The 21566-nt window shown below is 58.4% G+C and carries 22 protein-coding genes and 1 tRNA gene; 13 read left to right on the forward strand and 10 right to left on the reverse strand.

Features of this window, described 5'->3' with window-relative positions:
* Positions 1-113: 113 nt before the first annotated feature.
* Genes K3556_RS15375 through K3556_RS15420 form a run of 10 tightly spaced genes read left to right on the forward strand, consistent with a single transcriptional unit; the run spans position 114 to position 10930 of the window.
* Positions 114-1025, forward strand: coding sequence for a carbohydrate ABC transporter permease (locus K3556_RS15375; protein WP_260517631.1), 912 nt, complete (start codon positions 114-116; stop codon positions 1023-1025).
* Positions 1026-1030: 5 nt separating this feature from the next.
* Positions 1031-1879 (forward strand): carbohydrate ABC transporter permease, encoded by an 849-nt coding sequence (locus K3556_RS15380; protein WP_260517632.1) that lies wholly within the window; start codon positions 1031-1033, stop codon positions 1877-1879.
* Complete coding sequence (locus tag K3556_RS15385) at positions 1876-3219, forward strand: alpha-glucosidase/alpha-galactosidase (protein WP_260517633.1); 1344 nt, start codon at positions 1876-1878, stop codon at positions 3217-3219. Before K3556_RS15380 ends, K3556_RS15385 begins: the two co-directional genes overlap by 4 nt.
* On the forward strand, positions 3216-4925 hold the full coding sequence (locus tag K3556_RS15390) for an IlvD/Edd family dehydratase (RefSeq protein ID WP_260517634.1): 1710 nt from the start codon (positions 3216-3218) through the stop codon (positions 4923-4925). Before K3556_RS15385 ends, K3556_RS15390 begins: the two co-directional genes overlap by 4 nt.
* On the forward strand, positions 4925-5692 hold the full coding sequence (locus tag K3556_RS15395) for an SDR family NAD(P)-dependent oxidoreductase (RefSeq protein ID WP_260517635.1): 768 nt from the start codon (positions 4925-4927) through the stop codon (positions 5690-5692). Before K3556_RS15390 ends, K3556_RS15395 begins: the two co-directional genes overlap by 1 nt.
* Positions 5689-6603: a 2-dehydro-3-deoxygalactonokinase gene (locus K3556_RS15400; RefSeq protein ID WP_409557758.1), complete on the forward strand. Its 915-nt coding sequence runs from the start codon at positions 5689-5691 to the stop codon at positions 6601-6603. Before K3556_RS15395 ends, K3556_RS15400 begins: the two co-directional genes overlap by 4 nt.
* On the forward strand, positions 6600-7205 hold the full coding sequence (locus K3556_RS15405; RefSeq protein WP_260517637.1) for a 2-dehydro-3-deoxy-6-phosphogalactonate aldolase: 606 nt from the start codon (positions 6600-6602) through the stop codon (positions 7203-7205). The genes K3556_RS15400 and K3556_RS15405 overlap by 4 nt, the downstream gene beginning before the upstream one ends.
* Positions 7202-8047: an SMP-30/gluconolactonase/LRE family protein gene (locus K3556_RS15410; protein WP_260517638.1), complete on the forward strand. Its 846-nt coding sequence runs from the start codon at positions 7202-7204 to the stop codon at positions 8045-8047. Before K3556_RS15405 ends, K3556_RS15410 begins: the two co-directional genes overlap by 4 nt.
* Before the next feature lie 7 nt (positions 8048-8054).
* Complete coding sequence (locus tag K3556_RS15415; RefSeq protein ID WP_260517639.1) at positions 8055-9956, forward strand: beta-galactosidase; 1902 nt, start codon at positions 8055-8057, stop codon at positions 9954-9956.
* Positions 9953-10930 (forward strand): aldose epimerase family protein, encoded by a 978-nt coding sequence (locus tag K3556_RS15420; RefSeq protein ID WP_260517640.1) that lies wholly within the window; start codon positions 9953-9955, stop codon positions 10928-10930. The genes K3556_RS15415 and K3556_RS15420 overlap by 4 nt, the downstream gene beginning before the upstream one ends.
* Positions 10931-11056: 126 nt before the next feature.
* On the opposite strand, the gene K3556_RS15425 is transcribed toward K3556_RS15420, so the two are convergent.
* The 9 genes from K3556_RS15425 to K3556_RS15465 are packed head-to-tail and all read right to left on the reverse strand — an operon-like array spanning position 11057 to position 17954.
* Positions 11057-11449 carry a CBS domain-containing protein gene (locus K3556_RS15425; protein WP_260517641.1) on the reverse strand — a complete coding sequence of 131 codons (393 nt, stop codon included), beginning with the start codon at positions 11447-11449 and terminating at the stop codon, positions 11057-11059.
* Positions 11446-11625 (reverse strand): hypothetical protein, encoded by a 180-nt coding sequence (locus K3556_RS15430; protein WP_260517642.1) that lies wholly within the window; start codon positions 11623-11625, stop codon positions 11446-11448. The genes K3556_RS15425 and K3556_RS15430 overlap by 4 nt, the downstream gene beginning before the upstream one ends.
* A gap of 16 nt (positions 11626-11641) precedes the next feature.
* Positions 11642-12619 (reverse strand): FAD:protein FMN transferase, encoded by a 978-nt coding sequence (locus K3556_RS15435; RefSeq protein WP_260517643.1) that lies wholly within the window; start codon positions 12617-12619, stop codon positions 11642-11644.
* A gap of 3 nt (positions 12620-12622) precedes the next feature.
* A complete protein-coding gene (nqrF, locus tag K3556_RS15440; RefSeq protein ID WP_260517644.1) occupies positions 12623-13846 on the reverse strand; it encodes an NADH:ubiquinone reductase (Na(+)-transporting) subunit F in 1224 nt (407 codons plus the stop codon).
* Complete coding sequence (gene nqrE / locus K3556_RS15445) at positions 13843-14457, reverse strand: NADH:ubiquinone reductase (Na(+)-transporting) subunit E (RefSeq protein ID WP_260517645.1); 615 nt, start codon at positions 14455-14457, stop codon at positions 13843-13845. The genes nqrF and nqrE overlap by 4 nt, the downstream gene beginning before the upstream one ends.
* The gene (locus K3556_RS15450) at positions 14454-15119 is read right to left on the reverse strand and encodes an NADH:ubiquinone reductase (Na(+)-transporting) subunit D (protein ID WP_260517646.1); all 666 of its coding nucleotides are present in this window, start codon (positions 15117-15119) and stop codon (positions 14454-14456) included. Before K3556_RS15450 ends, nqrE begins: the two co-directional genes overlap by 4 nt.
* A 3-nt stretch (positions 15120-15122) precedes the next feature.
* Positions 15123-15917: an FMN-binding protein gene (locus K3556_RS15455; RefSeq protein ID WP_260517647.1), complete on the reverse strand. Its 795-nt coding sequence runs from the start codon at positions 15915-15917 to the stop codon at positions 15123-15125.
* Entirely contained in the window at positions 15904-16686 is a 783-nt protein-coding gene (locus K3556_RS15460) for an RnfABCDGE type electron transport complex subunit D (RefSeq protein ID WP_260517648.1), read from the reverse strand. Before K3556_RS15460 ends, K3556_RS15455 begins: the two co-directional genes overlap by 14 nt.
* Positions 16683-17954: a Na(+)-translocating NADH-quinone reductase subunit A gene (locus K3556_RS15465; RefSeq protein WP_260517649.1), complete on the reverse strand. Its 1272-nt coding sequence runs from the start codon at positions 17952-17954 to the stop codon at positions 16683-16685. Before K3556_RS15465 ends, K3556_RS15460 begins: the two co-directional genes overlap by 4 nt.
* A 130-nt stretch (positions 17955-18084) precedes the next feature.
* Between K3556_RS15465 and K3556_RS15470 the strand changes: the two genes are divergently transcribed.
* Together K3556_RS15470 and K3556_RS15475 are read left to right on the forward strand one after the other, a co-directional pair.
* On the forward strand, positions 18085-19263 hold the full coding sequence (locus K3556_RS15470; RefSeq protein ID WP_260517650.1) for a cytochrome c3 family protein: 1179 nt from the start codon (positions 18085-18087) through the stop codon (positions 19261-19263).
* 59 nt (positions 19264-19322) lie between these two features.
* Complete coding sequence (locus K3556_RS15475; protein ID WP_260517651.1) at positions 19323-20492, forward strand: cation:proton antiporter; 1170 nt, start codon at positions 19323-19325, stop codon at positions 20490-20492.
* Between the two features lie 108 nt (positions 20493-20600).
* Here K3556_RS15475 and K3556_RS15480 read toward each other — a convergent pair whose 3' ends face one another.
* A complete protein-coding gene (locus tag K3556_RS15480) occupies positions 20601-20930 on the reverse strand; it encodes a hypothetical protein (protein ID WP_260517652.1) in 330 nt (109 codons plus the stop codon).
* A gap of 535 nt (positions 20931-21465) precedes the next feature.
* Here K3556_RS15480 and K3556_RS15485 point away from each other — a divergent pair.
* Positions 21466-21539: transfer RNA gene (locus K3556_RS15485), tRNA-Gly, on the forward strand.
* Positions 21540-21566 lie beyond the last annotated feature (27 nt).

The following is a 21566-nucleotide window of genomic DNA, read 5'->3' on the forward strand; positions in this document are numbered from 1 at the left end:
CACTCACAAGGTGCCCCGCGTTATTGCGCGGGGCACCTGCCCCAAACGGCAACACGCACGCTATTGGCAAGCTCACACGGGTTTTCCCATGACGTGTCCACGGGAGGAGCGATATGACCACTGCCACTCACGATATGAACTGGGTCCGGCGCAATCGGATGACCCTGACACCGTTGCTGTTCCTGCTTCCGGGCGTGTTGTTCTTTACGGTCTATGTGATCTTCCCGATTTTGCAGAGCTTCAACATATCGCTCTATGAATGGGATGGTCTGGGCGAGGCGACCTATATCGGCCTTGGCAACTATCAGGAACTGGTGACTGACCGCGCGTTCGAAATCTCGCTGTGGAACAACGTCAAATGGCTGGCCCTGTATCTGCTGGCAATCCCGGCTGGGTTGTTCATCGCATTGTTCCTAAATCAGACGATTCCAGGCATTCGGCTATACAAATCACTGTTTTTCTTCCCCTTCGTACTCAGCCAAGTGGTCGTTGGCCTCGTTTTTTCGTGGTTCTATCTGCCCCGTGAAGGTTTGCTGAACGCTGTGCTCAGCTTTTTTGGGTTTGATACAATCAACGTGCTGGGTGACCCGACGCTGGCCACATACGGCATTATTGCGGCGGGCCTCTGGCCGCAGACCGCGTATTGCATGATCCTTTATCTGACGGGCCTGAATGCTGTGGACCCTGAACAGATCGAGGCCGGGCGTCTGGACGGCGCCAAAGGCTGGCGCATGCTGTGGCACGTGATCCTGCCGCAACTGAAGCCTGCGACCTTTATTGCGTTCGTGGTGACCATCATCGGTGCGCTGCGTTCATTCGACCTGATCTCGGTGATGACCAATGGCGGGCCGTTTGGATCAACACGCGTGCTCAGCTTTTACATGTTCGAGAAAGCCCTGTCAGAATACGGCTTTCGAATGGGCTATGGCTCGGCCATCGCGGTTGTCCTGTTCCTGATCATGCTTGTTTTCATCGGCTACTTCCTGTGGTCCATGTATCGCGACGAAAAAGCTGCGCGGAGGTAAGACAGATGTTCCCAACCCCCATCGAAAAACGCTCGCGCGGTGCGCAGGTCACCTATCAGGCGCTGGTCCCGATTGTTCTGATCATGTGGCTTCTACCGCTGATCGCCGTTGCAATGTTCTCGATCCGCCCGCTGACGGATTTCACCAACGGCAATTACTGGGGCATGCCCTCGTCGTTCGAATTCTTCACCAACTACGGCAAGGTGTTTCTGGAATCTGATATGCCACGCTATATGTGGAACTCGGTCCTCATAACTGTCCCGACGGTGATCGGCGCTGTGGCCTTGTCTTGCATGACAGGCTTTGCGCTTGGCATCTATCGCTTCCGCGGCAATCTGCTGATCTTCTTCATGTTTATCGCGGGCAACTTCGTGCCGTTCCAGATCCTGATGGTCCCGGTGCGGGATCTGACAGTGTCTGCCGGTCTTTACGACACCAAGCTGGGATTGGTTCTGTTTCACATCGCGTTTCAAACCGGGTTTTGCACGCTGTTTATGCGCAACTTCATCCGCGCCCTGCCCTTTGAATTGATCGAGGCGGCCCGTGTCGAGGGCATCGCCGAATGGAAGATCTTCTGGTATGTGGTGTTGCCTTTGATGAAGCCCGCGATTGCGGCCTTGGCCGTCTTGATCTTTACCTTCATCTGGAACGATTATTTCTGGGCGATCGTTTTGACGCAAGGCCCTGACGCACAGCCGGTCACAGCGGGCATTACGTCCTTCAACTCTCAATTCGTGGCACAGTATCACTTGATGAGCGCGGGCAGTATCGTCGCCGCCTTGCCGCCGGTCATGATGTTCTTTGCAATGCAACGCCACTTTATCGCAGGTCTAACTCTCGGAGCTGTTAAATGACCAAGCTCACCTTTATTGGTGCTGGGTCGACGATTTTCATGAAGAATATCGTCGGCGACATGCTGCATTTTGAGGCGCTGAAAGACGCCACGATTGCACTGATGGACATCGACACCACTCGTCTGGCGGAAAGCGAATTGGTGGCGAAAAAGATGATCGCCACGATGGGCACAGGTGCCAAGGTCGAAACCTATACCGATCAGCGCCGCGCGCTCGAAGGCGCGGATTTCGTCGTCACCGCCTTTCAGATCGGCGGCTATGATCCCTGCACAATCACCGATTTCGAGCTGCCCAAACAATACGGGTTGCGCCAGACCATTGCCGACACTCTGGGCGTTGGCGGCATCATGCGGGGCCTGCGCACGGTGCCGCATCTGTGGTCTGTCGCGCGCGATATGGAGGCCGTCTGCCCCGACGCGCTGCTCATGCAATATGTGAACCCAATGGCGATCAACACATGGGCGCTGGCCGAACGGTTCCCGCATATCAAACAGGTTGGTCTGTGCCACTCGGTGCAGAACACCGTACAGGAACTTGCGCATGATCTAGACATGGCTCAAAGCGACATCCGCTATAAGGTCGCAGGTGTGAACCACGTGGCCTTCTTCCTGCGACTGGAGGACGCGCAGGGTAACAGCCTCTACCCGGCTCTGCGTAATGGTTATCGCTCGGGCGCGCTCCCCAAACCGCCCCTCCTCATGCCCCGCTGCGGCAACAAGGTGCGGTACGAGGTGATGGAACATCTGGGCTATTTTTGCACCGAAAGCTCCGAGCATCTGGCGGAATATGTGCCGTGGTTCATCAAGGAGGGTCGCGATGACCTGATCGCAGAATTTGGTATCCCGCTGGATGAGTATCCAAAACGCTGTGTCGAACAGCAGGCAGACTGGAAGGACCAGGCGGTGGCGCTCAAGACAGCGGCGGCGATCGACGTGCCCAAGAGCCACGAATTTGCGGCCGAGATGATGAACGCGATGGTGACAGGCCAACCCTACACCGCTTACGGCAACCTGCCGAACACTGGTCAGATCCCGCAACTGCCCCTTGGCGCTGCTGTGGAAACGCCCTGCTTGGTGGACATGAACGGTGTGCAGCCCAGCGTGGTTACAGATATTCCTCCCCAGCTTGTCGCGCTGATGCGTAGCCAGATCAATGTGCAGGAGCTGACGGTGCGCGCCCTTCTGAACGAAGAACCTGAGCACCTTTATCACGCCGCTATGATGGACCCACACACAGCCGCAGAACTTGACCTGCGCCAGATCCGGTCGCTTGTCAGCGACCTTCTGGCAGCCCATGGTGATTGGATCCCCGAATGGGCGCGGAATAGGAAAGCAGCATGACCAAGGAAAGACGCAACCGGGGCTGGTATGGGATGCTCGACAAGGACGGGTTTATCCGCAGGTCATGGATGAAGAACCAAGGCTTTCCGGATCATGCCTTTGATGGACGCCCGGTGATCGGCATTTGCAACACATGGTCCGAGTTGACGCCCTGCAATTCAGGCCTGCGAGAACTGGCTGAAGGCGTGAAGCGCGGCGTGTGGGAAGCTGGCGGCTTCCCTGTCGAATTTCCTGTCATGTCACTGGGCGAGACCCAGATGAAGCCCACCGCCATGCTGTTTCGCAACCTGCTGGCGATGGATGTCGAAGAAAGCATTCGCGCCTATGGCATGGACGGCGTTGTGCTGCTGGGCGGCTGCGATAAGACGACGCCGGGGCAGTTGATGGGTGCGGCTTCGGTCGATCTACCGTCAATCGTCTTGTCCGCAGGTCCGATGCTGAACGGCAAGTGGAAAGGCCGCGACTTGGGCTCTGGCACCGATGTTCGCAAGTTCGCAATGGACGTAAAAGCGGGCGACATGAGCCTGAAAGATTTCATGGCGACCGAGTCCGGAATGTCGCGGTCCAAAGGCGTGTGCATGACGATGGGCACCGCCTCGACCATGTCTTCGCTGTCCGAGGCGATGGGTCTTTCCCTTCCGATGAACGGCTCGTTGCCCGCCGTCGATGCCCGCCGCATGGCCTTGGCGCACATGACCGGGAAACGGATCGTCGAAATGGTCGAAGAGGATCTGAAGCTATCGGAGGTGTTGACCAAGGAAAGCTTTGAAAACGCCATCCTGACCAACGCGGCGCTGGGCGGGTCAACCAACGCCGTCGTGCACCTTTTGGCGCTGGCCGGTCGCGTCGGTATTGGTTTGTCCATGGATGATTTCGAGATCGGTGGAGAAATCCCGCTGCTGGTGAACTGCATGCCGTCGGGAAAATACCTGATGGAAGATTTTTGTTACGCCGGTGGCGTTCCGGTGGTGCTGAAGGAAATCGCGCACAAGCTGCGCGCGGCCAACACGGTCATGGGCAAAGACATCGCGCATTACTATGACGACGCCGAGTGCTATAACCGCGACGTGATTTATGCCTATGACGAACCACGCAAACCCGCCGCTGGCCTGCGTGTCCTGCGCGGTAATCTTGCGCCGAACGGCGCCATCGTGAAACCCTCGGCGGCCTCAAATCATCTGCTGGAACATGAAGGCGCGGCACATGTTTTTGAAAGCATCGAAGAGCTGAAAGCCAATATTGACCGAGATGATTTGCCGGTAGATGAGAACACTATTCTGGTGCTGAAAAACTGCGGACCAAAAGGATATCCTGGTATGCCCGAGGTGGGCGACATGCCCGTGCCCGCCAAGCTTGTGAAGAAAGGCGTGCGTGACATCGTGCGCGTGTCGGATGCCCGCATGTCCGGCACGGCCTTCGGCACAGTCGTTCTGCACGTCGCACCCGAAGCCACCGCAGGCGGCCCCTTGGCGCTGGTGAAAACGGGGGACCGCATCAAGCTGTCCGCCTCGACCGGGGTTCTGGAACTGCTGGTTGATGTCGCTGAGTTGGACAAGCGGCGGGCGGCATGGACCCCCCCCGACCCCCATTACTCGCGCGGCTATGCCAAACTTTATGTCGATCACGTCCTGCAAGCCGACAAAGGCGCGGATCTTGATTTCCTTGTGGGCAAGGATACCCGCCCCGTGACCCGAGAGAGCCATTGATGAGCAACGCAACCTTCCATGACCTTGCCGACGCGTCGGTCTTTATCACCGGCGGCGGTTCGGGCATCGGTGCTGCGCTGACCGAGGGATTCCTGCGCCAGGGTGCTAAGGTCGCTTTCGTGGGGCGCTCGGATGCGTCCGAGTTTGTCGCCAAAATGGAGGCCGAGACAGGTCACCGCCCGCACTTCATCCAATGCGACATCACCGATATCGCCGCGCTGAAAGCAGCGATCGCAGACAGTGCCAAGATCAACGGCCCGATCACAACGCTGGTTAACAATGCCGCCAACGACCAACGCCACAGCACCGAAGAGGTGACAGAGGAATTCTGGGACTGGGCGCAGGCCATCAATCTGAAAGCCTATTTCTTTGCCTGTCAGGCGGTGATGGACGGCATGCGGACGGCGGGTGGCGGGTCGATCATCAATTTCACGTCGATCAGCTACATGATGGGCAACACTGGTTACCCGGCCTATACGACGGCAAACAGCGGGATCAATGGAATGACCCGGTCGCTGGCACGTGAGTTCGGCCCCGACAAAATCCGCGTGAATGCGCTCGCGCCGGGCTGGGTGTTGACGCAGAAGCAACTGGACATGTGGGCTGAACCCGATGCGCTAACGGCTCATCTGGAACGTCAGTGTCTGAAAGAACATTTGGTCCCCGAGGACATCGTCTCGTCAACGCTCTTCCTCGCCTCAACCTCTAGCCGGATGATCACTGGGCAAGCTTTGGTCGTGGATGGCGGTGTCGTGGTGACAGGATGATGGATTTGGGTGCGAAGCCAGACTGGATTGCAGTCGATTGGGGCACAACACATCTGCGGGTGTGGTTGATGTCGGCTGCAGGCAAGGTGCTCGAACGCCGCGAGAGTGACAAGGGCATGGGCGGTCTTGCCCGTGATGCTTTTGAACCAACGTTACACGCGCTGCTGCAGGACAAACTGACCGACACGCCGTTGCCCGTCTTGGTCTGCGGTATGGCCGGGTCACGTCAGGGTTGGGCGGAAGCCCCTTATGTTGCCGTGCCCTGTGCGCCGCCGGGGGTGGCGGACGCAACGCATCTTTCAGTTCCTGCCATGGAAGTTTTTATCCTTCCGGGCGTTAAGCAATCCAGCCCCGCTGACGTCATGCGCGGCGAAGAAACCCAGATCGCCGGCTTTCTGTCTGGTGAACCTGACTATGACGGCGTCCTGTGCCTGCCCGGCACACATAACAAATGGGTCCATATCAGTGCGGGTGAGATCGTCAGTTTCCGCACGTTCATGACAGGTGAATTATTCGATCTGATCAGCACGCGGTCGGTGCTGCGCCACTCGGTCAATACGGACGGGTGGGACCAAAGCGCCTTTGATGCTGCCCTTGCCGACACCATGTCGCGCCCGGCCGATCTTGCCGCAAAACTGTTTTCGCTGCGCGCCGAAGGCCTGCTTGAAAACCTTTCAGCCGAGGCCGCCCGAACACGGCTTTCTGCCCTTTTAATCGGCGCAGAACTTGCCGCCGCCAAACCCTACTGGTTGGGTCAGCAGGTGGTCATTCTAGGCGAAGATACCGTGGCGCGGGCTTATGAAACCGCGCTGGCTGCGCAGGGCGCGGCGGTGCGGGTGGTGGAAGCCGAGAACGCAACTTTGGCTGGCTTGGTAGCAGCCTATAACAGCTTGAAGAAAGCACTGGCATGACGCGCGAAATCATCGCCATTCTACGTGGCATCCAACCCGACGAAGCCCTACCGATCGCTGATGCTTTGATCAACGCCGGCATCACCAAAATCGAGGTACCCCTAAACTCACCTGACCCCTTTGACAGCATCGAACGCATGGTCAAACACGCCGGCGACCGGGCCGAGATTGGCGCGGGAACGGTGCTGGATGTAACATCGGTCAAACGGTTGGCGTCGATCGGAGCGGATATGGTGGTGTCGCCCGACGCCAATCCCGAGGTGATCGCCGCCACCAAGTCACACGGCATGTCTTCATACCCGGGCGTTCTGACCCCGACCGAAGCATTCTCTGCGCTGCGCGCCGGTGCTGATGGTCTGAAATTTTTCCCGGCGTTCAAGCTTGGCCTTGATGGCTTCAAAGCCATTCGCACAGTTTTGCCCGAGGGCACAAAATGCTATGCGGTCGGCGGTGTTGGTCCGGCTGATTTTGCTGATTGGCAGTCGGCTGGAATCGCCGGATTTGGTATGGGATCGAATATCTATAAGCCGGGCAGTTCGGCTGACAACATCACCGATCTGGCCGCCGAGATCGTCATGGCCTATGACGCTGTTTTCTTATGACCACGCGGATCTTTTCCGACACGGTCTGCACGCTCGGTGAAGGTGCGTTCTGGCATCCCACCCGCGGTCAGTTCTTTTGGTTCGACATCCTTGGGAAACGTCTTCTCACGCGGGTTGATGACGAAGAACAGCTCTGGACGTTTGACGAATGTGTTTCGGCGGCGGGCTGGGTCGATCATGACACCCTGATCATGGCCAGTGCCTCGGCGCTTTGGCAATTCGACATCGAAACTGGAACGCGCAAGAAATTGGTGGACCTCGAGGCTGACAATCCAGTCACCCGTTCAAACGACGGGCGGGCAGACCCCAATGGGGGGTTCTGGATCGGCACAATGGGATACAATGCTGAACCTGGCGCAGGCGCGATCTACCGCTTCTATCGCGGCGAACTTCGGAAGCTTTTCGACAAGATCACCATTTCAAACGCGATATGCTTCAGTCCCGACGGAAGCACTGCCTACTTTACCGACACCAAAGACGGCCGGGTACTGCAACAAACGCTGGACGCTGAAGGGTGGCCCAAAGGCGCACCCAAATTGTTCCTGGATTTGCGCGGTAAAAGTTTTGGCGCGGACGGTGCGGTTGTTGATCAGGATGGCAATTTCTGGAACGCCCAATGGGGGGCCGCGCGGGTGGCCGGTTATTATCCAGACGGCCAATTGATCAGAACCCATTCTGTGCCGACGCTCCAAGCCTCGTGCCCTTGCTTTGGCGGCTCGGACCTGAGCACTCTTTTCGTGACCACGGCAGCAGATGGGCTGACCGGGGACGCCATGGCAGGTAAAACCTTCGCCATCGACACAACCGTAACTGGCCAACCCGAGCACAGGGTGCTTCTCTGAGACTGATATGAAACGTACACTTGGCACCTGCTATTACCCGGAACACTGGCCAGAAGAGATGTGGGAAGACGACGCCCGACGCATGGCCGAGGCAGGTCTGACATGGGTGCGGATTGGCGAGTTTTCTTGGTCGAAGCTGGAACCAACGCCCGGTGATCTGCACTGGGACTGGCTGGACCGCGCCATCGACGTGCTTGGCAATGCCGGGCTTCAGGTGGTTCTTGGCACGCCAACCGCGACGCCTCCGCGCTGGATGATCGACCGCCATCCCGACATGTTGGCCGTCGATGCGGAAGGGCGCCCGCGAAAATTCGGGTCGCGTCGTCACTATTGCTTCAGCCATGCGGGGTATCGTGAAGAAAGCCGCCGCATCACCCGGTTGATGGCCGATCGGTATGGCAGAAATAAATTTGTCGGCGCGTGGCAGACCGACAATGAATATGGCTGTCATGATACGACCCTGTCGTACTCCGACGCGGCGCGGGCTGGTTTTCGCGATTGGCTTGCCCAGCGCTATCAATCGGTGGATGCGCTGAACCGGGCTTGGGGGAATGTTTTCTGGTCAATGGAATACGGCAAATTTGATGACGTTGATCTGCCCAACCTGACCGTCACCGAGCCCAACCCCGCCCATGCGCAAGACTTCCGCCGCTACAGTTCGGACATGGTGGTTTTGTTCAATCGGGTACAGGTCGATGAAATCAGGGCGCACTCAGATGCGCCGGTCTCCCACAACTACATGGGGCGGATCACGGATTTCGACCATTTCGCTGTTGGTGCGGATTTGGATATCGCCACATGGGACAGCTATCCGCTGGGGTTCTTGGAAGATCGCGTGGGTGCGGATGACGCCCACCAACGCGCCTATGCCCGCCAGGGAGATCCTGATTTTCAGGCGTTTCATCACGACCTATACCGTGCTGTCGGGCGTGACCGCTGGTGGGTGATGGAACAGCAACCGGGACCGGTAAACTGGGCGCCCTACAACCCCGCGCCCTTGCCCGGTATGGTCCGTCTTTGGACGTGGGAGGCTTTCGCCCATGGCGCCGAAGCCGTGTGCTATTTCCGCTGGCGGCAAGCGCCGTTTGCACAAGAACAGATGCACGCGGGCATGTTGCGGCCAGATGGCAAAGACGCCCACGCCATGCACGAAGCGCGCGAAGTCCATCGCGAACTCGCGCACGCGCCCGAAGTTGCGCCAACACAAGCCCCTGTTGCGCTGGTCTTCGACTACGCCGCCGACTGGGCATGGGCCACCCAACCCCATGGCGCGGGACTAAGCTATTTCGGGTTGGTCTTTGACCATTACAAGGCGCTCAGGCGTGCTGGCCTGTCAGTAGATATCGTGCCCGCGTCACGCACGGATTTCGCAGGCTACAAGCTCGTGCTCGCACCGGGATTGATGCACCTTCCCAACGGTCTTCGCAGCGCCTTGGCACAAGCTAAGGGGCATGTGCTTTATGGTCCCCGCACCGGTGCCCGAGACAAGAATTTCGCGATCCCTTCGCCGCTGCCTCCGGCCATTGACGGGTTGGAGGTCACGGTCGCACGCGTTGAAAGCTTGCGACCGGACATGCCCGTCGACCTGAAGGGCGGCGGCGCAGCAACGGGGTATCTGGAAGAGCTGGAAACAGATGCGCCGGCCTTGCTGGCCACAAAAGAGGGGGCCGCCATTTTGGTGGGGGATCCTGCCCAAAGTTATTGCGCCGCGTGGCTTGATGCGGACGGGCTGGACCGACTTGTCGGCGCATTGGCAGGACTGAGCAACCTTGAAGTGCGGCAGATGCCCGAAGGTGTGCGCACCCGACGCACCGCGACCGAAGAATTCTGGTTCAATCACACAGTACACCCGGTCGAAACACCTGCAGGCAAATTGCCCCCGGCTGGTGTCCTACGGCGCACCTTGTGAGCTGCCGCAAGGTGGCGACGCTGCCTGACGGAAGCCCACTGTATGCGATCACGTTGCGCTCGGACCAATTGACAGCCACGGTCCTGAGCTTTGGCGCTGCCCTTCAGGACCTACGCCTTGAGGGTCATGCCAGCCCGCTGATACTGGGCTATCAAAACCCGCTCGATTACCTAAAGAACCCATCCTATCTCGGCGTGATAGTTGGTCGTGTTGCCAATCGGATTTCTGGTGGGAAAATCTCGGTGAATGGCACTGTTCACGAGCTTGATCAGAACGAAAACGGCACAACAACACTGCATGGCGGGCGGGACGGGAGCAGCCACCGAAACTGGGCCTTACTCGACCACGGCCCCACCCATGTGACGCTTGGTGATGTGCTGCCTGACGGACATATGGGGTTTCCGGGACGACTTGAACTGACCTCGACATACCGGCTGGAAGACGCGGCGCTTATCGTCGAACTGACGGGCAAAACAGACGCCCCGACAGTCTGCAACCCTGCGCCACATATCTATTTCAACCTCGACGGCGGCTCCGACCTCAAACATCACAGGATGCGTGTCGCAGCTTCTCGGGTTGTCCCAGTAAAGAATGGCCTGCCCACCGGTCCACCTGTACCAGCGGCGAATCTAAATCTCGATCTGAGAACAGAGCAGGCCATCCCACAAAAGCTAGATCACCATTTCTGTCTGTCAGAACAGGTCAGATCGCTGGGTTTTGCGGCCGAACTTTTGGCTCCGGGTTGTAGAATGGAAATCTTCACATCCGAGCCCGGCCTGCAAGTTTACGACGGATCCCATTTGAACATTCGCAACTTTGGATTGGAGGGTCGCAGATATAGCCCGCGCGCTGGCGTGGCACTTGAACCCCACCGATGGATAGATGCGCCAAATCAGAGCTGGTCACAGCAGGTTGCGCTGGATCGCGACGCTGTGTTTCAAGCGAAGACACATTTCAAGTTCTGTCCAGCATAGGCTTAGGCGAGCACTTCTAAAAAGATCTACACCGAGCCTACTGCTCTGTGCGAGTAGGACGCTCAGCACGCGCTTCAATTTGGACACCGCGCCGAAAAAGCGACTTAAGCGCTGCGACTTTCAAGTTCACCCGACGCGCAGCAAAAGCGAGAGAACATCGGACCGGCGCACCAGCCCGACAACCTTGGCCCCTTCCATGACCGGAAAGGCGCGGTGTGGGTGGGCCAAAAACATCTCAGCGATGCGGATCACGTCATCGCTGACATCTACGCTGACGACTTCGCGTGACATCTGGTCGGCCACCTGTCCCGTCCATTCCTGATGGTAACTTGCGTGCAAGGCAGGGCGAAAGCAGTCCTTCTGAGTCAATACTCCCACCAGCTCGCCGTCTTCGCCAATAACAGGAGCAACCGAAGCCTCCGCGTCGAGAAGAATTGCGATCGCGCGGCGGATGGGTGTGTCAGGCGCAAGGGTCGGGATGTCGCGACACATGATAGATGCAACCCGGTGCTCGCTCATTGTCCCGCCTCCGCAGCTTCCGCGTGGCGACGCAAAGGACAATCCGCACAGCGTCCTTCGCGCAAACCAGCCGCCGCCCCACAGCTGGTGCGCACTGGTCCGCGCCCGAAAGTAAGACCCAGCCCAAGGCCGGCAGCAGCAAGAGTAAAGATGACAACGGCGATCAAGATTTCCATGACAAGTGACCTTTGCTTAAAGAATCATCGTTTCGATCAAGCCGGTTTTGACCGACCGGAAGCTTGTTCCATTACGCACCAGGAAAAGTGCAGAAACGCCGTGCTTGTGCGCAAGTGCGCGACCTTTCGCCAAGCCTGCCGCAAAAAGCGCTGTTGCCCAGCCATCGGCGGTCATCGCATCATTGCCCATAACTGTAACCGACAACAGCCCCTCATCGGCGGGCGCGCCCGTTGCGGGGTTAATGATATGCCCATAGGTACGCTGTGCCAGTTCATAACTTTGCGAGCGAACCCCCGACGTTGCCACCGCCCATTCGTCCGTCAGTAACAACGTGGCTGGAGCGGCTTGGTCAACCAATGGGTGCTGCACCCCGACGTGCCACGGTCGCCCAGACGGGTGTCGTCCCAGCGCCTTAAGCTCGCCGCCTAAATCGAACAAGACGTTGTCAAGGCCCGCATCCCTTATCAGACCGACGGCGCGGTCTAGCGCGCGGCCTTTGGCAATTCCGCATAAATCAAGCGTGAGATCGTCGCGCGTCTTACCGATACGGCCTGCACTCAGCGACAACCCGCGCCAATCCGGTGTGCGGCCTCCTTCAATTGGGCCAAATCCCCACTGTGAAACCAAGGGGCCAACCGTAGGGTCAAACGCGCCTTTACTTGCCCTCGCAAGTTCCAGCGCTTTTTTTGTCAGATGGATCAACTCGGGATCCGCTGGATACCAGCCCGCGATCATCTTATTGAACTGGCTGATCTCGCTGTCCTTGCGCCACGGAGACATCTGTCGGTCGATTGCCGTGAACAGCGCTTCGATGTCTGGTCGCATGTGTTCAAGGTCTGTGCGCGACTCACCGATCAACCGCCAAGTGGTGCCAAAGGCCGCCCCAGAAATACCTCCAAGGGCATCGGCATGCGCCGCCCGCGGCGACACAAGCGCTGCGCCGATCATGCCAAGGGCGTGCCGACGCGTGGGACGCAAGATGTGGTCGTTCATGTCCTAGCCTCCAAAGTCATCAAAGAAAATCGAGCGTGGCTCAACACCCAATCGTTCCAGCGTGCCAAGCACAGCCGAAATCATCACTGGCGGACCGCACAGGTAATACTCGCAATCCTCGGGCGCGGTATGTGTGCTCATTTCCGCCCTGAGCATCTCATGAATGAAACCCGTCGCGCCGGTCCATCGATCACCGGGTGCCGGGTCGGACAAGGCTGGCGTCCAACTGAAGTTCGCGTGTTCCGCCGACAGCGCTTCGAACTCGTCTGAATAGAACAAATCGGCAGCGGTGCGCGCACCATAGAAATAGCGAATGCGTCGCGTTGTGCCGCGCCCGAGCTCTTGATGGATCATAGCGCGCAGCGGTGCCATTCCCACGCCGCCGCCGATGAAGACCATTTCGCGATTGGTGGGCTGAATGTGGAAGTCCCCGAACGGGCCGGACACATTGACGATATCGCCAAGTTTGAGCGAAAACAGCCATGACGACACGATGCCCGGCGGAACCTCTGCCTCGCGTCCGGCGGGTGGCACGGCAAGACGGATGTTGAAGACTGCGCGCCCCACATCCTCGGGTCGGCTGGCCAGTGAATAGGCGCGCGTGACGTCCGCGTTGGAGGCAACTTTCAAGCTGCCCCAGCTGTTGATCTCCCATATCTCTTGAAATTGCGGCTCCAGATCCAACGTCGCGAAGTCAAGCTGATAGGCCGGCGCGGTAATTTGCATGAAATCTCCAGCGCGAAAACTCGTCGGTTGATCGACGGGCAGGTCAAGCACGATTTCGCGAATGAGCGGAGCGAGCATGCGGGTTGAGGCGACCGTGCAGGCCACACCGCGCCCGGCGCTTAAGATGTCGTCGGGCACGCTGACATCACAATCACCGCGCAATGTGGCTTGGCAGGCAAGACGCACATGGGCGCGCCTTTCTTTCGCAGACAGAACGCCGCGTTCTGTTGCTTGTGGCTCCCCGGCCCCGTCGCCTGTGACCGTCACACGACACAGGCCGCAGGTGCCAGATCCACCGCAGGCGGCAGGAATACGTATGTCCGCGTCGTGCAGAGCCCCCAAAAGTTTGCTCCCGCGCCGCGCCGCTATCTGCAGCGCGCCGTTCACGGTCACATTAAGATCCCCATGTGGAACCAACCTGCGCCGCGCGACCAGAAGACCGATCGCCAATGCGACCACAAGCGCGGAAATTATCATGCTGCCAAGGACGATTTCGTTCATTGTGCTGCCGCCATTTGCGCAAATGAGGCAAAGCCCAGTGACATAAGTCCCGTCAGGATGAATGCGATCCCAAGCCCCCTTAGACCTGCAGGAAGGTCAGCATAAGAAAGGCGTGCGCGGATCGCGCTGAGCATGACCACGGCCACAGCAAATCCCACGCCGCTGCCCACGCCAAAGATGGCGGACTCACCAAGCGTGTAATTGCGTTCGACCATGAAAAGGCTTCCAGCAAGGATCGCACATTGCACGGTCAAAAGCGGTAGAAAGACGCCGAAAGCAGCGTGAATTGCTGGAAAGAAGCGATCAAGTAGCATCTCCAATAGCTGCACGGTCGCCGCGATCACACCGATAAAGGCGATCAGCGCCAGATACGATAGATCAAGGTCTGGTTGCCCCGCCCACCCCCAAGCGCCGGGGGCAAGAAGCCCGTTATAGATCAGGTGGTTCAAAGGCACCGTCACCCCCAAGACACCCGTCATTGCAATGCCCAGACCGATCGCGCTTTCGGTGCGGCGCGACAGCGCAAGGAAGGTGCAAAGCCCCAAAAACAGCGTCAACGGCATGTTGTCGACAAACGCCGCAAACAGGAAAAAGGACCAAGCATCGTTCATTCGGCAGGCTCCGGTCGCGAGGGAGGGGTGTGGTCAGGGGGCTCGACCTGTTCGGTTTGTACCGACCGCACGGCCCAGACCACCCCACCCAGAAGGAAAAAGGCGGAAGGTGCCAGCAGCATCAGGCTGAGCGGTGTGAACCATCCCCCTTCATCCGCCAGCGGCAGCACCTGAATGCCCATCAACTGCCCCCAGCCGAAAAGCTCGCGGATCGCGCCGATGACAATCAGCACCAGCGAATACCCGAGCCCATTTCCAAATGCATCGACCATAGATGGCAGTGGCGCATGATAACGCGCGTAGGCTTCGGTGCGGCCAAGGACAAGACAGTTCGTTGTGATCAGCCCGACATATACCGAAAGGGCGCGGCTGATCTCGGAAAAATAGGCTTGCAGGATCTGGTCGATCACAATCACCAGCGAGGCAACAATCACAATCTGGACGATCAATCGGATCGTATCGGGTATGTGCCGACGGATCACACTGATAATACCCGCCGCCAGCGTCAACACGACTGTCAGAGACACCGACATGGTCAGAGCCGTGGCCAGCGACGTGGTCACCGCAAGTGCCGAACAGATTCCGAGGATCTGGAGCGTGACCGGATTCTGCCGGATCAACGGATCAGTCAACGTGGTCCAGAAAGGAGTGCGCGCTGCCATGGGTCAGAATTCCCGCCGCTGGATCGCGTCAATCAGCGGGCCGTAACCATCCGGACCCAACCAGAACCGCATCATCTGCGTCACGCCATTGCCAGTACGTGTCGCGCCGGTAATACCGTCAACCTCGTAATCCGTCGTCGCTGCGCTGCGGGCCACGTTAAACCGCACCGCACCGCTATCGTCGCGGATCGTAGTGCCAGGAAAACTCTCTTGCCAGGATCGGTCCTCGATCCGGCCACCCAGGCCAGGGGTTTCAGAGTGCTGGGTAACCGCAATGCCGGCAATCGTGTTCATGTCACCGTGGATCGCAAGGATTGCGTCAATCCGACCACCATAGCCTTGGCCCGTCACCGGCAACAAAACAAGTGATATGCCGTCGTTATCTCGCAACAGGAAAATCTGTGCATAGTTTGGCCTCTGGCCAAGCCCGGCTAGGTCCGCACCTGCATCCAGAACCGTCCAGTTCGTTGGGTCGGCAAGCGTGGCTTCAAGCGTCTCGCGCGTTACGTCCGCGGCAGCACGGCCCATATCAAGGTCGATCACGACGGTTGAGAGCGTGCCGCCTGAAGTCTCAAGTAGCGCGGACATGTCCGGAATGCCGCGCACCAGATCGCTGATCCGCGCCTGTTCTTCCGCCGCGCGGTTTGCTGTCTGGATCGGCCTTAGAATAACCGTTGCGCCACTGACCAAAACGGCGCACACCGCAGACACAAGAAAAGCCATGATAATCGTCTTGGTGCGGCTTTCATTTGGCAACGCCAGGAAACGGCGCCAAGGGTTCCAGTCAATTCCGGCCATGACGCCTCCTGCGTTGCGCGATCCAGAGTGCGATCGCAACTTCATCCAAAAGTGGCGCTGCCAACGAAGTTAACAGCGCGGCCGCTACGGCCATTTGTACCGGAGCAGCCCCGTTCCAGCCGATTGCAAACATGATCACGAGGCCCGCGTAGAGGCTGCCATTCAGCCATCGGCCGATGGTTGTTGTGGCACTCGTCACTGGATCAGAGACTAGAAGGACCAGAACGATACCCGCCGCAGGCAGCGCGGCTGCGACAGGGATGCCAAGCATCAGCGCGCCGCCGCCCAGCAAGAGTGCGCCGCCAATAACTGCGGCAGGCATAACCCCGGTCGCGACCCCAATCAGAACCGCAGGAATGGCCGCCCAGACCACGGGATCATCAAACCCCGGCCATGCAAAGCCAGGAAATCCAAAGCCAAGGAAAGACAGCGCAACCGTCGCAGGGTTGACGACATTCCGACCCCAACCACCAAAAACGAGTTCGCCCATCACCACGCCAAAACTGACGCCAAGCACCAGTCGGAATGCACCCAGATCCACAGGCGCAAGCATAGCAATGGCCAGCGCAGTGATCAGCGCGGCAAACGACGGGGCTTGCGCCCGCGCGAGCATGAAAACCAAATTCCAGATGGCAAGACAAAGGACGACAAGCCCAAGCCCAGCCAGCGCCTGCGCACCACCATACCTAAGCCAAAAGACCGCCAGTGGCATATACGCAGCCAGCATGATCAGCGCGGTGGTCTCACGATCCCAAAGCCCTTTCATCATGACCCATATTCCGTATGAACCCGATCCAACATGCCGCGCAACAACTCGGCCAAATGTGCTTCACCTCCAAGGATATAATCAGCAAGCCCGAGGTCCTCCTCGAGCAAGGATAACGCGCCGAGCTTCATCGCCAATTCGTCGTCGCCCGAACTTAGCGCACGCACCAACGCAACAGCCGGTAACGCGACGCCAAACGCCTGCGTCAAAGCCGCTGTCGGGATCACCGGCTTGGGTAGGCCCGACCGGGTAAGCGCAGAAAGGAGCCAGTGCGGTGGCGTATCCTTTGGTGCGCGTGGCAGAACCGTAACCTGCCTGTGTCGCGGAGCAAGCCAATGCGTCTCGTGACCATCTAGCGGCGATCCCGACATCAAAACATGCGCACCGGGGGCCGCAGCGCGAAGCGTCAGTTCGCGCAGATCGGCGCCGGGGTGGGTCCGGATCAACCGGCTTTCTCGCAACCCCCCACCCGCGACATGCACCAGACGAGACATCGGCAAGGCGCCAGTCAAAAGAAGATCCCCCAGTGCAGCGACGTCTTCGGCATGAACGTCCCAGACCGGGGTTTCGATCGTGGCTGGAGCAAGGGCGTGAATTCGAAAGCCAGCGGACCCTTGCGGATGGCGCGCTGTGCCGTCGATGGCATGCACTCGTCCACCACCAAGGCCGCGTTCGAACAGCGCTGGCCCAGATGTTTGGCAAACAAGGACGGGTCCGTCGCACAGTAATGTAAGTGCCTGCAGACCCCGGGCGAAAGCTTCTTCGCGCCCTTCCAGCGCTTGACGCGGATCAGGGGCAAAGGGTCGCGTATCCGTGGCCATAACGACAATCGCCGTCGGGCGTTCATCTGGCAAAGGCATGCCGCCAAAGGGTCGTCGACGCAGCCAGGGCCACACACCGGCTGCTTGCATGAGGCGGCGCAGGTTTGCCTGCGTTGTCACGTCGGCGCAATCATGGTGCAACACCTCGCCGCCCGCTTCGTAAAACATCACAATCTCAGACAGCTTACGCCCCGGCTGAAGCGAAATGCGCGCGATACGCCCGGGCATCGGTGCGACAAACTGAACCTGTGGTGCGTCACGCAGACATGCGACCGCTGCACCCTGCCGAACCGTGTCACCTTCGCGCACCAACGGATTAACCCGAAGCGACTGGCCGGACGGTGTCCGTATCCCAGCCTCTTGAGTGATCACGTTCTTTGGTTCCTGCCCGCTGGTCGGAGGCGACGGGAAGACCGGGGTAAGGCCCGGACCAAACTTGAGAGCTTTCATTGCCTCTCTCCTGCATCTAAAACTCGCTATCGAAAGACGCGTCTTCGTGGTCTGATATACATCAATTTAATGATAAAATAGTCGTGATACCTTCAAAGTGATCCATTTCGATTACAGCGAGGAATCAGCCATGAGAAACAGATCTCATTTTTTTACCATCTCTCTAACCTGCATGGTGGTTCTGATCTTCCTCTCTGGCAGTTATGGCGTTCTGAGCCAAAGCACGGACAGCGAACCTGCCGCTGACGACGCCGCCATCCCCTTTGCTCTTCCGAAATCGGGGCCATTCAATGCCGCCGATATCAAGATCGAAAACAGTGAAGCGATCACCAACTGGTTCCGCTCGGCCCACGCCGACGCCGCTGCTGAAGCATTTCGCCATTGGGACGAGGACGAGGAGATTCGGCCTGCCTGCGCAACTTGCCACGCGGGCGAAGGGTTTCGCGCCTTTCATGGTCTTGACGGCAGCGAACCAGGCGTCGTGGAGAATCCGATCGACATTGGCGGCGTCGTAGATTGCGGCACCTGCCACAACGCAGGACTAGCAGAAATCACGGAAGTGAAGTTTCCCAGCGGCTTGATGCATCCTGTTCAAGGGGTTGAGGCATCCTGCATGACCTGCCACCAAGGCCGAAGCGCGGGCGTTACCGTGAGCACGGCCATCGCCGAGATGGAAACAGACACGCCGAACGCCGAGCTGCGCTTTATCAACCCACATTATGCGACCGCTGCCGCAACATGGCTCGGGGGATATGGTGGTGCAGGCTATCACTACGACGGTCGTGAATATTCGGGCCGGTTCTTTCATGCCCGTCCCGTTTCAACCTGTAATTCCTGCCACGAACCGCACACGCTTGAGGTTGAATTTGAACCTTGCCTGACATGCCACCTTGCTGACAGCCCGCAGGACATCCGTATTGCGCGGCAAAGTTATTCCGGCACTGGCGATACGTCGGTTGGTATTCGCGCTGACATTCAAACGAACGCGGCCCTGTTGCTCGACAACGTCAAATCTTACGCGCAAGAGGTTGTGAAAATACCCATGGTTTACGACGGCACCCAGTATCCTTACTTCTTCACTGACGCGAACGGTGACAGTGTCATCGACCAGAGCGAAGGTCGCCCCGTCGCCTATAACGGCTGGACGCCCAGAAGCCTGCGTGCTGCGTATAACTGGAAGCTGGTTACCTCGGATCCGGGAAATTACGCCCATAATCCGCACTACGCGCTTGAGCTTCTGTACGACTCAATCGAAGATTTGAGCGGCCCCTTGGGAATTGAAATGGAAAGCCTTAATCTGTTGAGATAACCGCTCCAGTCACCAGCTAGCCGGGCCAAAGGGCACCTCGACAAGAAGGACTGCACGCGATGGAACAGGCGTTATTGCTGATCACGCTTGGCGTGCTTTTTCTTGGCAGTTTGCTGGCAGATAAAGTTGGCCACCTGACACGGTTGCCACGTGTGACGATGTTATTGCTTCTCGGCCTCCTCGTCGGCCCATCAGGCTTGGAATTATTACCCGAGTCTGCCACCGAATTGTTCGAGCCGATTTCTGTCGTCGCGTTGACGATGGTTGCTTTCCTCCTTGGCGGGGAACTGACCCGCGAAAACATGGCGCGACATGGACGTGCCATTTCCGCGATTTCACTTTGCATCGTCATAGGAACGACGGTCATCGTCTGGGTCGGCCTTACTATTCTTGGCCTCGACCCCGGCCTAGCGCTCCTGCTCGGGGCGATTGCCACGGCGACGGATCCGGCGGCAATCTCGGATGTCATTCGCCAGTCGGGCATACGCAACGGATTCACCGAGACACTCAACGGCATCGTCGCAATCGACGATGTTTGGGGGTTGCTGATGTTCAGCCTCTGCCTTTCCCTCATCGACCAGTCCGGTGGCTGGGCCACACCCCTCATGGGGGCCGGCCGGGACATCGGCGGCGCGGTTTTGCTTGGTTTGTGTGTCGGTATCCCGTCCGCATTTCTGACCGGACGCCTGAAAGAGGGCGAGCCACTCCAGACCGAGGCGATCGGCGTCGTGTTCCTGACCGCTGGTCTTGCGATTTGGCTTGAGGTGTCGTTCCTGGTGGCTGGGATGACGGCTGGCGCGATGATCGCAAACCTTGCGCGGCATCACGACCATGCCTTTCACGAGATTGAGCACATTGAATGGCCCTTCATGCTGCTCTTCTTCCTGCTTGCTGGCGCGTCACTTGAACTTGGCGCGCTTTGGCAGCTTGGCTGGATCACCCTCGCCTATGTCGGCTTGCGTATCGCAGCGCGGCTGGTCAGCGGTGAGATCGGTGCGCGGATTGGCGGCGTGCCCCGTGCGCAGGTGCATATCTATGGTCCGGCGCTACTGCCGCAGGCTGGGGTCGCCGTTGGAATGGCACTGGTCGCCGTTGAAACGTTCCCCAACTGGGCGGCGCCAATAATGACACTGACCATTGCGGCCACTGTGTTTTTCGAAATCGTTGGTCCTGCTGCTACGCTGTTGGCTCTGCGCCACATTGAACGCGCACAAAAAGACCCATCATAACGAATTCATTGGTCAGTCAGGCGACGGTGGTTTGAAAGAAACAACGGACCGCAGGTTCGGTTGGACTGCCCGAGTGGCGTGCCCCCATCGGGTGGTCCGGTTTAGTTGTTAGTGCTCAAAACCGTTTGTGACTGGGTGACAGTGATATCCGACGGGCAGGTTCACGTGATCGCCGCTATCATCGAAAGCGGCGATTGTGTAGGCGCCAAGGAAAGCATCGACTGGTGCGAGGCCGTCGATGCGGCTACCGGTGAAGGCTACACCTGCACTTGTGCGAAGGATATTGGCAGGCTCATCCGCAGCAATAGTTTCGACCGGCATGAAATTGTTCACCGTCAGAACTTTGTCGATGTTCTCAATCAAACATTGCCCACTGCCGTTCTGATCCTCTTCGGCCAGAACTGGCCGGGCAGCAGCATCGCAGGCTTCAAGTGTCACCGTATAACGGATGTCGCACAAAGCTACGCCATGCGAACTGGAGAATTGTCCACTCCTTGCTCGTCGACCAGACGCGCCGCGAAAGTTCGGTTTGGATTTTGGCGATATCTCCACAGTTGAATGGTCGGAAATGGGGAGGCCGCTGCAGCTCCGTAAATCTTACGCTGCAACCGCGAAGTTTTTCTGTGTCAGCACTGGCTGCTTGGGCAAAAGGCTGCTCTGTCCCGCGATGTGCCTGTCTGTGGCTGCGGCGGCGAAAGTACGGTCTCGGTTCCGGCCTAAACCATATTTTGAATGACCGGTCTGGCGACAACTGCTGCTACGCAGAATATTACGCGCCGCAAAAGCAAACGAATGCTGCGTCAGCAACATGCTTAGATATCAATGGCTGGAGAGTCCCACACAGCAGACCTCCATGCGAAACGCAGCGAAGGTCCGCTATCCGCCCAACAGCACGTGCAGACCAAAGATCGCATTCTGTTCGGGTCTGCTCTTGACGCTCAGATACCTATGAAATATGTCGTGAAATCACTGGGCGGGCGTTGTGTAGTGGTAAGACCTTAGCCTTCCAAGCTAATGACGCGGGTTCGATTCCCGCCGCCCGCTCCAGAAATATCTTACCTGTTTGTCGTGCCT

The sequence above is a fragment of the Aliiroseovarius sp. M344 genome, assembly GCF_025140835.1.
In the GTDB taxonomy this organism is placed as follows: domain Bacteria; phylum Pseudomonadota; class Alphaproteobacteria; order Rhodobacterales; family Rhodobacteraceae; genus Aliiroseovarius.

Bases quoted from the DNA above. Each gene is read 5' to 3' on its own strand.
- K3556_RS15435 (WP_260517643.1), bottom strand. From the start codon at position 12,619: ATGAACGACCACATCTTGCGTCCCACGCGTCGGCACGCCCTTGGCATG.
- K3556_RS15380 (WP_260517632.1), top strand. From the start codon at position 1,031: ATGTTCCCAACCCCCATCGAAAAACGCTCGCGCGGTGCGCAGGTCACC.
- K3556_RS15465 (WP_260517649.1), bottom strand. From the start codon at position 17,954: ATGAAAGCTCTCAAGTTTGGTCCGGGCCTTACCCCGGTCTTCCCGTCG.
- K3556_RS15470 (WP_260517650.1), top strand. From the start codon at position 18,085: ATGAGAAACAGATCTCATTTTTTTACCATCTCTCTAACCTGCATGGTG.
- K3556_RS15475 (WP_260517651.1), top strand. From the start codon at position 19,323: ATGGAACAGGCGTTATTGCTGATCACGCTTGGCGTGCTTTTTCTTGGC.
- nqrF (WP_260517644.1), bottom strand. From the start codon at position 13,846: ATGAACGAAATCGTCCTTGGCAGCATGATAATTTCCGCGCTTGTGGTC.
- K3556_RS15415 (WP_260517639.1), top strand. From the start codon at position 8,055: ATGAAACGTACACTTGGCACCTGCTATTACCCGGAACACTGGCCAGAA.
- K3556_RS15425 (WP_260517641.1), bottom strand. From the start codon at position 11,449: ATGAGCGAGCACCGGGTTGCATCTATCATGTGTCGCGACATCCCGACC.
- K3556_RS15410 (WP_260517638.1), top strand. From the start codon at position 7,202: ATGACCACGCGGATCTTTTCCGACACGGTCTGCACGCTCGGTGAAGGT.
- K3556_RS15400 (WP_409557758.1), top strand. From the start codon at position 5,689: ATGATGGATTTGGGTGCGAAGCCAGACTGGATTGCAGTCGATTGGGGC.
- K3556_RS15405 (WP_260517637.1), top strand. From the start codon at position 6,600: ATGACGCGCGAAATCATCGCCATTCTACGTGGCATCCAACCCGACGAA.
- K3556_RS15450 (WP_260517646.1), bottom strand. From the start codon at position 15,119: ATGGCAGCGCGCACTCCTTTCTGGACCACGTTGACTGATCCGTTGATC.
- K3556_RS15430 (WP_260517642.1), bottom strand. From the start codon at position 11,625: ATGGAAATCTTGATCGCCGTTGTCATCTTTACTCTTGCTGCTGCCGGC.
- K3556_RS15390 (WP_260517634.1), top strand. From the start codon at position 3,216: ATGACCAAGGAAAGACGCAACCGGGGCTGGTATGGGATGCTCGACAAG.
- K3556_RS15375 (WP_260517631.1), top strand. From the start codon at position 114: ATGACCACTGCCACTCACGATATGAACTGGGTCCGGCGCAATCGGATG.
- K3556_RS15385 (WP_260517633.1), top strand. From the start codon at position 1,876: ATGACCAAGCTCACCTTTATTGGTGCTGGGTCGACGATTTTCATGAAG.
- K3556_RS15455 (WP_260517647.1), bottom strand. From the start codon at position 15,917: ATGGCCGGAATTGACTGGAACCCTTGGCGCCGTTTCCTGGCGTTGCCA.
- K3556_RS15395 (WP_260517635.1), top strand. From the start codon at position 4,925: ATGAGCAACGCAACCTTCCATGACCTTGCCGACGCGTCGGTCTTTATC.
- nqrE (WP_260517645.1), bottom strand. From the start codon at position 14,457: ATGAACGATGCTTGGTCCTTTTTCCTGTTTGCGGCGTTTGTCGACAAC.
- K3556_RS15460 (WP_260517648.1), bottom strand. From the start codon at position 16,686: ATGATGAAAGGGCTTTGGGATCGTGAGACCACCGCGCTGATCATGCTG.